This is a genomic window from Bacillus sp. MYb78 (genome assembly GCF_002975115.1).
GTDB lineage: Bacteria > Bacillota > Bacilli > Bacillales > Bacillaceae_G > Bacillus_A > Bacillus_A cereus.
This window is the reverse complement of sequence record NZ_PCOB01000006.1, coordinates 135,242-148,155: the sequence shown is the minus strand read 5'-3', so window position 1 is coordinate 148,155 and position 12,914 is coordinate 135,242. Positions and strand designations below refer to the sequence as shown.

The window sequence follows — 12,914 nt, the reverse complement described above, 5'->3', positions numbered from 1 at the left end:
TTTTCCTTGTTGTAAAAACATGATGTTCTGATATAATAAAGGACGGTGAGCTCTTACGAAAGAGATATCACGGGTGGGAGAGGGATATGAAAAAGAAGGTTTAACATGAAAGGAATACTTGAAAGAACATTTAAATTAGGTTTACACGAAACATCACCAAAACAAGAAGTTTTAGCTGGAGTTACGTCATTTTTCACGATCGTATATATTATGATTGTAAATGCGTCAATTTTATCCGATGCTGGCATTCCTCTTGAAGCTGGAATTTTAGCAACTGTTTTCAGTTCATTTGTCGGATGTCTACTCATGGCATTTTGGGCAAATGCACCTGCTATTCTTGTCCCTGGTATGGGTGTAAATGCATTCTTCACGTACACAGCTGTGCATACGCTTGGACTAACTTGGCAAGAAGCATTGGCTGCTGTCTTTATCTCTGGTATTATTTTTGCAATTGCCGCTTTTACACCAATCGCTCGCGTGCTATCAGTATCAATTCCAAAGTCATTAAAGGAAGCAATTACTGTCGGCATCGGATTATTTTTAGCGTTTATCGGATTGCAAAAAGGTGGTTTAGTCGTTTCGAACCCAAATACTGCTGTTGCAATGGGTAAATTAAGTAACCCTGTCGTTCTTGCGACCGTGCTTACTCTTATCGTTGCACTTGTACTATTTATTCGTAACGTACGTGGAAACTTTTTATGGACGATTGCAATAGGAACTGGTATTGCATGGCTATTTGGCCTTGTTGATACAAGTCAAATCGGAAATAGTTCATTCTCATTCGCTAATTACGGCGATGTGTTTGGAGCTATGTCATTTGGCAAACTTTCTTCCTTACCGTTTTGGATTGCAACATTCTCCTTAAGCATGGTGCTTATTTTTGAGAACATGGGACTTCTGCACGGTTTATTAGAAGATGACCGTAAATTCCCACGTGCTTACCAAGCCAATGCAATTTCAGCAATGACATGTGGTCTATTTGGCACAAGCCCTACCGTATCAACAGTAGAGAGTGCCGCAGGTATTACTGCAGGTGGAAAGACAGGTCTGACGTCTATCGTTACGGGGTTGTTATTCTTTGCATCATTGTTTGCACTTCCGTTTGTCAAACTAATTCCTGATAGTGCCATTGCACCAATCTTAATTATTATTGGCGGCCTGATGATTACAAGCATTCAACAAATTCCTCTGAACGATTTTTCAGAAGGATTTCCAGCGTTCTTAATTATCGTCATGATTCCGCTCACATATAGTATCGCTGATGGCATTGCGTTCGGATTTATTGCTTACCCTATCTTAAAAGTTGCTCTTGGAAAGCGTAAAGAAGTCGCACCATCTATGTATATCATTACATGCTTATTCTTAGCTATGTTTGTATTACATGCTATTGGTTAAGAAAAAACACCGGGGAAATCCTCGGTGTTTTTTACTTAAACCATCCTTTTTTATAAAACCAGGCCATCATTCCGCCACCAATTAATGCCATTAGAAGAAGACAAATAAAATAACTATATTGTCCACCAAGCTCTGGCATATGCGTAAAGTTCATTCCATATACTCCCGCAATAAATGTTAATGGCATGAAAATAGTCGAGAATACAGTTAATGTTTTCATAATGTTATTCATATGATGTGAGTTTAATGAAAAATAACTATCCCGAATATCCGCCGTTAACTCTCGACTTGCCTCAATCATTTCCGTAAGTTTAAGTAAATGATCATGTATATCTTTAAAATAAATCTCATGATCACTTATACCGTAAAAACGAGTGGAATTCAAAATACGATACAATAAATCACGCATTGGAATAATTGTACGTCTTAACTTAGATAAATCTGCCCTAATATCAAATACTTCTTCTAGCACGGCTCCTGCTGTCTCACCTGTTAAATTATCATCAATCGCATTTAAATGATCTTCAATGTAATATACAGGTGCGAAATAATCATCTACAATTTGATCAGTGATCGTATGTGCTACATGTAAAGGCCCTTTCTTAATCCGCCTCTTCTCACCAAGTGTTTTCCATACTCTTTCAATTGCATTATTATGAGAAAAATGGAAAGAAACAATATAGCGATCACTAACAAACAAATCAATTTCATGTGGTTCTAGCCCATCTTCTCCAAACGCGTGAAGAACTAAAAAGTTATATCCATCATAAAAATCAACTTTTGGCCTCTGTACATATTCTAGACAGTCTTCAATTGCAAGGGGATGGAACTTAAAATGGTCTTGCAGAATATATGTATACTCTTCTTTCGTTGGCTTATATAAATCTAGCCAATACCATACAATATGGTCTTTCTTTGTTTCTTCTAGAGAAACATCATATAATACTTCATCTGTTTTTGTTACTGCACAAATTCTAATCATAATTTCACCCATTATTATTATAAACAAAAAATAGTAAAAAAAGCCAAGGAGAAATCTCCTCAGCTTTTTTTTATTACTTCGTTACGATACCGTGTACTAAAGTTGGTGCATCTACGTGTTCTTTAGAGATCTTCATGTTCTCATAAATTTTCGCTTTTACATCTTCAACATTTTCGCGGTTTGCGTGAATTGTAACAAGGGATTCACCTTGCTTCACGCTATCGCCTACTTTTTTGCGCAGCATTAGACCAACTGCTAAATCAATTTCAGACTCTTTCGTTGCACGTCCTGCTCCTAAAAGCATTGCTGCTGTTCCGATTTCGTCTGCAACGATTTCTGATACATATCCGTCTTCTTTCGCTTCCACTTCAATTTTAAATTGTGCTTGTGGCAATTTAGAAGGGTCATCAACAACAGATGCGTCGCCGCCTTGCGCTGATAAGAACGTTTTAAATGATTCTAGCGCTTTTCCGTTGTTCATTACTTCAATTAGCTTTTCACGTGCATCTTCTAAAGATGAAGCTTGTCCAGCAAGGTACACCATTTGACTTCCAAGTGTTAAACATAGCTCTTCTAAATCCTTCGGCCCTTTACCTTGTAATGTATCAATTGCTTCTTGTACTTCTAATGCGTTACCGATAGCTTCACCGAGTGGTTGACTCATATCAGAAATAACTGCCATCGTATTACGACCAACGTTATTACCGATGCGTACCATTGCTTCTGCTAAACGTTTTGCATCTTCATCCGTTTTCATAAATGCACCTGCTCCAGTTTTTACATCAAGAACAATTGCATCTGCACCAGCAGCAATTTTTTTACTCATAATCGAACTTGCAATAAGCGGAATTGAGTTTACTGTTGCTGTTACATCACGAAGTGCATATAGCTTTTTATCAGCAGGTGTTAAGTTACCACTTTGGCCGATAACAGCGATTTTATTTTCATTTACAAGACGCATGAATTCATCGTTTTCAATTTCCACATGGAATCCTGGAACTGCTTCTAATTTATCAATTGTACCACCAGTATGTCCTAAACCGCGTCCAGACATTTTCGCTACTGGTACATCTAAAGCAGCTACTAATGGACCTAATACAAGTGTCGTTGTATCACCAACACCACCTGTTGAATGCTTATCTACTTTTACACCTTCAATAGCTGATAAGTCGATTGTATCACCGCTATTTACCATTGCCATTGTTAAATCAGCACGCTCTTGATCGTTCATATCTTGGAAGAAAATTGCCATTGCAAGTGAACTTACTTGATAATCAGGAATATCACCATTCGTATATCCTTCAACAATAAAGTTAATTTCTTCTGTCGTTAATGCATGTCCGTCACGTTTTTTTGCAATTAGGTCCACCATTCTCATTGTGAAGTCACCCCTTCATTTGTTTTACGATTGCTTTTACTAATGCTAAGAAGTTAGCTTTAACACGTTCTGTCGTTTCAATTACTTCATCGTGGTGAAGTGGTTGATCTAAAATACCAGCTGCCATATTTGAAATACAAGAAATACCTAATACTTTCATACCAGCATGACGCGCTACAATTACTTCAGGTACTGTTGACATACCAACTGCATCTCCGCCAAGTGTACGAAGCATACGAATTTCAGCAGGTGTTTCATATACAGGACCTGTCATTCCTACGTATACACCTTCTTGTACTTTAATATTTAATTCTGCTGCAACTTGTTTCGCCATTTCGCGAAGTTCTACTGTATATGATGTAGACATATCAGGGAAACGTACGCCCATTTCAGAATCATTCGGTCCGATTAATGGATTCGTACCCATGAAGTTAATGTGGTCTGAAATTAACATAAGATCGCCTGGCTCAAATGATGTATTTACACCACCAGCTGCGTTTGTTACAACTACTGTTTCTACACCTAGTTCTTTCATCACACGAACTGGGAATGTTACTTTTTGCATGTCGTATCCTTCATAGAAGTGGAAACGTCCTTGCATTGCTACTACTGTTACACCTTGAAGTGTACCAAATACTAGTTGACCTGCATGGCCTTCTACAGTTGATACTGGGAATTCAGGTATTTCACTGTAAGGTACTGTTACTGCGTTCTCAATTTCGTCTGCTAATACACCTAGTCCTGATCCAAGGATTAGTCCTACTTGTGGTGTCTCTTGAAATTTCTCTTTTAAGTATGAAGCTGATTTTGTAATAAGTTCACGATTCATTTGTTTATCCCCCTATTTCTTTAGCTCATTTAAGAAGCTTGTTCCGTATTCTGGCATTTTCACACCGAAGTTTTCTGCTACTGTTGCACCAATATCAGCAAATGTTTGACGAAGTGGTAACTCTTGTCCGCCTTCTTTCATGCTTGGGCTATATGCTAATAATGGTACATATTCACGTGTATGGTCAGTACCAGGGTGAATTGGATCATTACCGTGGTCTGCTGTAATTAATAATAGATCATCTTCTTTTAGTTTTGCGAATACTTCTGGAAGACGTGCATCATATTCTTGCAGAGCTTCTCCGTATCCTTGTGGATCACGGCGGTGGCCGAATAATGCATCAAAGTCAACTAAGTTTAAAAAGCTAAGACCTGTAAAGTCCATATTTAATGTATCTACAAGCTTATCCATTCCATCCATGTTAGACTTCGTACGAAGTGATTCAGTTACCCCTTCGCCATCATAAATATCAGAGATTTTACCGATAGCAATTACATCGTAGTCACTATCTTTTAATTCATTCATTACTGTACGACCGAATGGTTTTAATGCATAGTCATGACGGTTTGGTGTACGTGTAAAGTTTCCAGGTTCACCAACGAATGGACGAGCAATAACACGACCTACCATGTATTTCTCATCTAATGTTAATTCACGTGCAATTTTACAGATTTTATATAATTCATCAAGTGGCACTACTTCTTCGTGTGCTGCAATTTGCAATACGCTATCAGCAGAAGTATAAACGATTAAAGAGCCTGTTTCCATTTGCTCTTGACCAAGTTCATCAAGAATCTCAGTTCCAGAAGCTGGCTTATTACCGATAATTTTACGGCCCGTTTTTTCTTCTAATTCATCAAGTAATTCTTTCGGGAATCCTTCTGGGAACACTTGGAATGGTGTATCAATGTAAAGGCCCATGATTTCCCAGTGACCTGTCATTGTATCTTTACCAGTAGATTTCTCTTGCATTTTTGTGTAATATCCAAGTGGTTTCTCTACTTTAGAGATACCTTTCATTTCTCGAATGTTACCAAGACCTAATTTCACCATGTTAGGCATTTGTAACCCATTCATATGTTCAGCAATGTGACCAATTGTGTCAGATCCTAGATCACCAAATTGCTCAGCATCTGGTGCTTCACCGATTCCCACAGAGTCCATTACGACTAGGAATATACGTTTATATTTATTCATAACTGCGACCTCCTATAAGTTCAGTTCTACTTCTTGTAGTATGTTCAAAACGCTATAAAGTGAAACTGTTATCCAAAAGAATTCTCATTGTCAAACAGTACTTCTTTAAATCATTTTCTAACCTATTTCGTTTACTTGAAACGATTCAAAAACATTTCTAGTTTTTTCTAAGTCAGATGTCAGACATCTGATACTGATATCATAACATGTTTACGCTTTCTTTTTAATACATTTTCGTAGAATTTCTCATTTTCTTCACACTTCTATTGTAATCCATTCTGCAACGAAGTGCTAATTTTTTTATGATTTATTTCTTCATATTAAAAATAAAAAGTAGCTCTAAAGAGCTACTTTTTATTTTACTTCTATTGTTTCTTCTTTATGTTCATGCAATTCGCCTTTTCTTACATGTACTTTCACTTTGTAAGCACCGTTCTCTTTGAAAGTATGTTTCGTTTCATACTCTCCTTTATTCCCTTCTTTCGCTGGAATAAATTCGTGTTTTTCAACACCATCTTTCCAAATCTCTAGTTGTACTTCAGCACCAGTTAATGCTTCTTCTTTTTGCTTTAAATGAACTTTCATTTTAGATTCAGCATTTGCCTTTATGTCTCCAGCCATAAGATGGATCATTGTGTCACTTTTATGATCTCCATGTCCTGCACTGTGATCACTATTTTCTTTTTTCGCATCTTCTACTTTCGTATTTCCTACAGCAACTTTCACTTCTGGCATAACGTGCATTTCACGTGCATTTGTGTGAGCAATAATATGGTATACTCCATCCGTTTCGAATGTTTTCTCTACTGCATAAACACCTTTTCCTTTATGCTTACCATCTAACATCTCATGCTTTTCGTCGCCATCTTTCCAAATTTCAAACTTTACATCATCGGCATCCGTTACTTTTTCTTTCCCTTGTGTAACAAGTGCTTGTACTTCTGTTTTTTCACCTGGTTTAATTTCTTTCGGATTTGTTTGGACTGCTACTTTTACAGCTTCAAGTTTCTGTTCTTTTTTCGGTTCTTCTTTGTTTGTATTACAGCCAGCCAACGCTAGCATCGCGATAAATAAAGTTATAATCAGTTTTTTCATCATCATTTCCTCCTTTATACTTTATTTAGTATAGAGGAAATACATTGTAATATTCCAGTCTTCTGCTGAAAACAATATACGAAATGTTTGTGAAGTTTCTGTGAAACGGTCTTCCCCTCTTAATCTATGAAAAAAAGAGCATAGTAACTATGCTCTCGGATGAAACTGTTTATATACATCTTTTAATCTAGTTTTTGAAACGTGCGTATAGATTTGCGTAGTTGAAATATCTGCATGTCCAAGCATTTCTTGTACAGCACGTAAATCTGCTCCATTTTCTAATAAGTGCGTAGCAAACGAGTGACGCAACGTATGAGGTGTAAGTTCTTTTTCAATATTTGCCTCTTTCGCTAATCGTTTTAATATTTTCCAAAATCCTTGTCTTGATAATCGATTACCATGATGGTTTAAAAAGAGTGCATCTACTACTTTTTTCCCCATTAATTCTCTTCTTCCTTTTTCAATATACTTTTGAATCGCTTCCGTTGCTAAACTTCCTAGTGGAATAATTCTTTCTTTATTCCCTTTCCCTATGCAACGAACAAATCCCATCGTTAAATGTACATCTTCTAAATTGAGTGCAATCAATTCTGAAACACGAAGTCCTGTCGCATACAGTAACTCTAGCATCGCCTTATCACGAATCCCAAAAGCACTTGTCATTTTTGGTGTTTGAAGTAACGCCTCTACTTCATCAACTGATAATACCTTTGGTAATTTCCGTTCCCCTTGTGGCGTTTCAATATGTACGGATGGATCGTGTTCTACCGCTCGTTCACGAAGTAAAAATTGGTGGAACGAACGAATTGATGCGATATGACGCGCCAATGTTTTCGAAGATTTTCCGTTCTCTTTTAAATACTGCAAAAAGTTAACAATGTGTAAACGGGTCACTTCATGAAAAGTTTTCGTCTGTTCCACATTTTGCAAATACTTTACGTAGCTTTTTAAATCCCGTTCATAAGATACTACTGTATTCTTTGCTAATCCTTTTTCGACAACCATATAATGAATAAAATCTTTTAATTGATCTTCCACTCTACACTACTCCCCATTTTCATAGAAAAACATCATTCTATTTACGAAAGCATCCTTTGCCGGTTCTTCATTCCCTGATACTTTTTCTACAGTCTCTTCTTTAGGTTTTTCATAACGATGATAGCTTTCATATTCTTCATTTATCCATAGTATAGCGAAATAAAACAAAATCGTACAACTTGTAAATAATAAAAATACTTTTATTCCATCAAAAGTTAATTTTAAAGCTCGGCGCATTGTAAATTCCTCCAAAATATAAGTTATTACAACATATGCCAAGCTTTCACCAATTTATACCTTATTCAAATAAAAAACCTCTTCCTAGATAAATAGGAAAAGGTTATTTTTCATCCGTTTCATTTTCTTGACAATTTTTACAAATCCCATGGAATGTTAAACGATGATCTTTCACCTTAAAGCTCCAGTCTCGTTCTACTTTCCTTTCCACTTCACCAAGTAAATCTTCTTGTATTTCTTGTACAGCACCACATTGTGTACAAATCAAATGATGGTGGAAACGCTGCGCACCTTCTTGGCGTAAGTCATAGCGTGAAACACCGTCTCCGAAGTTAATCTTATCGACAACTTTTAACTCAGATAATAGTTCTAAAGTTCGATAGACGGTTGCTAATCCGATCTCTGGCGACTTTTCTTTTACAAGGAGGTAAACATCTTCTGCGCTTAAATGATCTTCTTCATTTTCTAGCAGCACACGAACTGTTGCTTCACGTTGCGGTGTTAATTTGTAGCTCGCTGCATGTAATTGCTTCTTAATTCGTTCAATTCTTTCTTCCATTCGGTACTACTCCCTCCTCGCCACTCTTACACCATTATATCAGAAGAAGGGCTTCTGTCAAAAGAAAAAACAATAAAAACAAATTGATAATTATTCTCAAAAAGTATTTATTTTTTATTAATAGCCTCAACGACTTCTTTCATTAAAACTGGTGATGCGTAAGCCTCCACACTAGAAGCAAGTGCTAACACCACTCCAATTACGAGAAAGAAGCATGTATAACGGATTAATAATGGTAATAGTGGCTCGGTTATTTTTCTAATAAATTGATGCCTAATCATCCGTAAAGAAAAACTTGCAGCAATAGTTGTCATAACGAGAAAGACTGGAATGATAATTAAATTTTGTGGCAAAACAGATACAAAAGCTAATAATAGTCCATTCCATCCATGCTGACTTACTAAAAAACCAACTGTAAATCCAACGACAACTCCTTTTACAAATAATAAAATAAAAATAAGTGGTAATCCAATAATTGAAATCCCTAAAATCCAAATAAATCCGATGTATTTTAATTGCGAAAAGTAACTTTCTCGAAACATTTCGCCTGCAATGGCAAATTCTCCTTTAGAGACTTGTCCAAAAAAACGTTGTAAATAAAATGATAAATCTTGTTTTTGATTGATTTGTAAACTATTCACCAGAATGGCTCCGAATATTACTCCCATCAATAATAAAACGGCGTTAAATATATATAATGAAGAGTTTTCCTGTATGTGAGACATTACACGGTCTTGCCAATTTTTTCGCCACATTTTTCTTCCCTCCGTTCACACTCTTATTAAAAATGTATGAAAGAAAGAAAAAAGTATGACGAATTAACATTGAAATTCCGCTCTACTTTGCTAAACTAAAAAGTAGAGAATAGGAGGGATTTCTCTTGAAACCATTATTATTAGATTTTCCAACATTATTTCAAACTGAACGCTTGCAAGTTCGTAAACCATTTCCAGGTGATGGTGCAGAAGTATATGAAGCAATCCAAGCTTCTCTAGAAGACTTAGTACCGTGGATACCAATTAACGCTGAAACAGAAGAGAGTGCTGAAGAAATTGTTCGCGAAGCTCACGGACAGTTTTTACTTCGTGAAACACTTGATTTTCACTTATACGATAAAGTATCTGGTACATTCATCGGAGCAATTACACTAAAGCCTGAAAACTGGGATATTCCAAAGTTTTCACTTCACTTCTGGCTACATAGTGGCTATACAAAACAAGGCTATATGACCGAAGCTGTTAAAGGTGCAATTCAGTTCGCCTTTGATAAACTAGGCGCTAGAAGAATTGAAATTCGTACTGATGCAACAAATATAAATGCATGTAGCTTAGCAGAACGTCTAGAATTCATTCTAGAAGGGACAATGGAAAATGATTTCCTAGCACCAGATGGTAGCTTACGTGATGCACGTGTATATGCAAAAATCAATTAAAAAACACTCGCCTTTGGCGAGTGTTTATTTTTGTAGTTGTAAATATTGTACTGCAAACATCGTCTTCGCATCATGAATACGAAGATCTTTCATAAGAGTAATCGCTTCTTCTAACGATACTTCCATTAATTCCACAAACTCATCTTCATCTAACTCAGCTTTATTTTCTTTTCTTGTCAAACCTGTCGCTTTATATACATATAAAATTTCATCTGCGAATCCTGGAGATGTATAGAAAGAAGTAATGAGCTCCATATTTTCACATACATATCCTGTTTCCTCTTCTAATTCACGAACTGCTGTTACCTCAGGTTTTTCACCAGGTTCTAACTTGCCAGCCGGAATTTCTATAATCGCCTTTTCAAGTGCTTTACGATACTGCTCAACAAGCACAATTTTCCCCTCATCAGTAATAGCAATAATAGCAACTGCACCAGGGTGATTTACAATTTCACGTTTACTCATTGCTCCATTTGGTAATACTACATCATCAACACGAACTTTTATAACTCTACCATCAAAAATTGGCTCAGTTTTTACTGTTCTCTCTGCAAGATTGCTCATACTACTTCATCTCCCTGTTCTATTTCCTATTCTTTCCTCATACATTTTACCACATTGAAAGGAGCGTGATAGAAATGAAAGTTTATATTTTACCAAATCGCGTCACTTTAGTCGGAAAAGCATGGCAAATTCGCCATAAGCTAAAGCAATATAGCAAAGAGTATACAACTGTACAAGAGTGGATTACAGCAAATAAAGTGAAACATTAATCATGCTTTTACGGGCAGTTAATGCGAAGCGGAAAGTAAACGTTTGTCAACCTCTTTTCCCTCTCGTACAATAAAGGTAAGGAGGTTGACCTATGAAAAAACGTCAATTAGGAAACTCAGATTTGTTTATTACAGAAATGGGCCTTGGCTGTATGTCTCTCGGTACATCTGAAACAGAAGCTATGCATATTATCGATGAAGCTATCGATTTAGGAATTAATTTTTTTGATACAGCAGATTTATATGATTACGGATTAAATGAAGAATTTGTTGGAAAAGCCTTGAAGGGAAGAAGAGACCAAATTGTACTTACAACAAAGGTTGGAAATCGTTGGACAGAAGAAAAAAATGGCTGGTCTTGGGATCCTTCTAAAGCTTACATAAAGACTGAAGTAAAGGAAAGTTTACGTAGACTTCAAACTGATTATATTGACCTTTACCAACTTCATGGCGGAACAATTGAAGATCCAATAGATGAAACAATTGAAGCTTTTGAAGAATTGAAAAAGGAAGGTATTATTCGCCATTACGGTATTTCTTCTATACGCCCAAATGTCGTTCGTGAATATGCAAAACGCTCAAACATCGTTAGTGTACTAATGGAATATAACCTTTTAAATCGTCGTCCAGAAGAATGGTTCCCCCTTCTAAATGAACACCAAATTAGCGTCATTGCCCGCGGGCCACTTGCAAAAGGAATTTTAACTGACAATAATGCAAGAAAGATAGAAAGAGTAAAGGAAAAGGATTATCTCTCTTATTCTTACGATGAATTACATGCAACTCTAGCAAGTGTAAAAGAAATGATTGGAGAACGCTCTTTAACAGGAACAGCTATTCAATATTGCTTACATAATAAGACTGTTGCAGCTGTTATACCTGGTGCAAGCTCTCTTCAACAATTACAGGAAAATATACGAGCTAGCCAACAGTTACCTTTAACAAAAGAAGAATATATACAACTTCAAAAGATTGTTAAATATGACACATATGCTTTGCATCGTTAAAAATATCGAATTACCGATAAAACAGAAGACTGCCTCCAGTATTAGGAGACAGTCTTTTTTATAACGTATCATATTTATCAGGATTCGTTCCTACATGTAAATCACGATTCAACGTGTTAATTTGACGTATCTCTTCTTCATTTAGTGCAAAATCAAAAATAGTAAAGTTTTCTTTAATGCGAGATGGTGTAACAGATTTAGGAATCGTCACAATCCCGCTTTGAATATCCCACCTTAATATAACTTGCGCAGGTGTTTTTTCATATTTAGTAGCAATAGCCTGAATAATCGGGTGCTGAAATACTTCTCCGCCTCTCATTAATGGACTCCATGCTTCCATTTGAATCTGCTCACCTTGACAGAAATTACGCAACTCAAATTGCGTCAACATCGGATGAAGTTCCACTTGGTTTACCATCGGCTTCACTTTGCAATTTGGTAATAATAGTTCTAAATGATGTTTATGAAAATTAGAAACACCAATCGCACGCACTTTACCTTCTTCATACAATTTCTCTAAAGCTCGGTACGTATCAACATACTTCCCTCTTACCGGCCAATGTATTAAATATAAATCTACATAGTCCATTTGTAATTTTTTCAAACTCTTTTCAAACGCCTCGAGTGTCTCCTCATATCCTTGATCGTCGTTCCATACTTTTGTTGTAATAAATATATCTTCTCTTGGAATTCCTGATTCACGTATCGCCTCTCCGACACCGCTTTCATTTTCATATACAGTTGCTGTATCAATCGAACGGTATCCAACTTCTAACGCTGTTTTTACTGCTTGCTTTACTTCGTCTCCTTCTTTCGCTTTATATACGCCTAGACCAATCATCGGCATTTTCACGCCATTATGAAGTGTAGTTGTTGGAATATGCACAGTCGTCTCCCTTTCATTGTTACATTTTTTATAAGCCACAATTTTATTTCAACAAGATTCATCCCAAAAGTCAAAACATACGTACAGTTTACATAACACTTTTATA

General features: G+C 36.3%; 15 protein-coding genes. 4 read left to right on the top strand and 11 right to left on the bottom strand.

Translation table 11 applies throughout. From position 1 onward, the window contains the following. The first annotated feature begins 105 nt into the window (after positions 1-105). Complete coding sequence (locus CQ064_RS14815) at positions 106-1,395, top strand: NCS2 family permease (RefSeq protein ID WP_000676248.1); 1,290 nt, start codon at positions 106-108, stop codon at positions 1,393-1,395. Between the two features lie 31 nt (positions 1,396-1,426). On the opposite strand, the gene corA is transcribed toward CQ064_RS14815, so the two are convergent. The 9 genes from corA to spoIIM form a co-directional block, all read right to left on the bottom strand. Further along, positions 1,427-2,389: a magnesium/cobalt transporter CorA gene (gene corA, locus CQ064_RS14810; protein WP_002026281.1), complete on the bottom strand. Its 963-nt coding sequence runs from the start codon at positions 2,387-2,389 to the stop codon at positions 1,427-1,429. 61 nt (positions 2,390-2,450) lie between these two features. Next, positions 2,451-3,755, bottom strand: coding sequence for a pyrimidine-nucleoside phosphorylase (locus CQ064_RS14805; RefSeq protein ID WP_001243068.1), 1,305 nt, complete (start codon positions 3,753-3,755; stop codon positions 2,451-2,453). A gap of 7 nt (positions 3,756-3,762) precedes the next feature. Continuing rightward, positions 3,763-4,584 carry a purine-nucleoside phosphorylase gene (locus CQ064_RS14800; protein ID WP_001078447.1) on the bottom strand — a complete coding sequence of 274 codons (822 nt, stop codon included), beginning with the start codon at positions 4,582-4,584 and terminating at the stop codon, positions 3,763-3,765. A 12-nt stretch (positions 4,585-4,596) separates the two neighbouring features. Further along, positions 4,597-5,781: a phosphopentomutase gene (deoB, locus tag CQ064_RS14795; RefSeq protein ID WP_001046079.1), complete on the bottom strand. Its 1,185-nt coding sequence runs from the start codon at positions 5,779-5,781 to the stop codon at positions 4,597-4,599. Between the two features lie 354 nt (positions 5,782-6,135). Beyond that, positions 6,136-6,876, bottom strand: coding sequence for a FixH family protein (locus CQ064_RS14790; protein ID WP_000733459.1), 741 nt, complete (start codon positions 6,874-6,876; stop codon positions 6,136-6,138). Between the two features lie 147 nt (positions 6,877-7,023). Next, complete coding sequence (gene xerD, locus CQ064_RS14785; protein WP_000390088.1) at positions 7,024-7,914, bottom strand: site-specific tyrosine recombinase XerD; 891 nt, start codon at positions 7,912-7,914, stop codon at positions 7,024-7,026. Between the two features lie 6 nt (positions 7,915-7,920). Beyond that, a complete protein-coding gene (locus CQ064_RS14780) occupies positions 7,921-8,151 on the bottom strand; it encodes a YqzK family protein (RefSeq protein ID WP_001250432.1) in 231 nt (76 codons plus the stop codon). A gap of 103 nt (positions 8,152-8,254) precedes the next feature. Continuing rightward, positions 8,255-8,710 carry a ferric iron uptake transcriptional regulator gene (gene fur / locus CQ064_RS14775; protein WP_000392657.1) on the bottom strand — a complete coding sequence of 152 codons (456 nt, stop codon included), beginning with the start codon at positions 8,708-8,710 and terminating at the stop codon, positions 8,255-8,257. Positions 8,711-8,817: 107 nt separating this feature from the next. Continuing rightward, entirely contained in the window at positions 8,818-9,435 is a 618-nt protein-coding gene (gene spoIIM / locus CQ064_RS14770) for a stage II sporulation protein M (protein ID WP_013142149.1), read from the bottom strand. Positions 9,436-9,590: 155 nt separating this feature from the next. Between spoIIM and CQ064_RS14765 the strand changes: the two genes are divergently transcribed. Further along, positions 9,591-10,142, top strand: a complete 552-nt coding sequence (locus tag CQ064_RS14765) for a GNAT family N-acetyltransferase (RefSeq protein ID WP_000803482.1) — start codon at positions 9,591-9,593, stop codon at positions 10,140-10,142. Positions 10,143-10,166: 24 nt separating this feature from the next. On the opposite strand, the gene CQ064_RS14760 is transcribed toward CQ064_RS14765, so the two are convergent. After that, positions 10,167-10,706, bottom strand: a complete 540-nt coding sequence (locus CQ064_RS14760) for an NUDIX hydrolase (protein ID WP_000067042.1) — start codon at positions 10,704-10,706, stop codon at positions 10,167-10,169. Between the two features lie 74 nt (positions 10,707-10,780). On the opposite strand from CQ064_RS14760, the gene mciZ reads away from it, so the two are divergent. Together mciZ and CQ064_RS14750 are read left to right on the top strand one after the other, a co-directional pair. Then, positions 10,781-10,915, top strand: coding sequence for a Z-ring formation inhibitor MciZ (gene mciZ / locus CQ064_RS14755; RefSeq protein ID WP_000870302.1), 135 nt, complete (start codon positions 10,781-10,783; stop codon positions 10,913-10,915). A gap of 92 nt (positions 10,916-11,007) precedes the next feature. Beyond that, entirely contained in the window at positions 11,008-11,922 is a 915-nt protein-coding gene (locus CQ064_RS14750) for an aldo/keto reductase (protein ID WP_000747184.1), read from the top strand. Between the two features lie 58 nt (positions 11,923-11,980). Here the strand turns inward: CQ064_RS14750 and CQ064_RS14745 are convergent, their stop codons facing one another. Continuing rightward, positions 11,981-12,808 (bottom strand): aldo/keto reductase, encoded by an 828-nt coding sequence (locus tag CQ064_RS14745; RefSeq protein ID WP_000547989.1) that lies wholly within the window; start codon positions 12,806-12,808, stop codon positions 11,981-11,983. Positions 12,809-12,914: the final 106 nt, after the last annotated feature.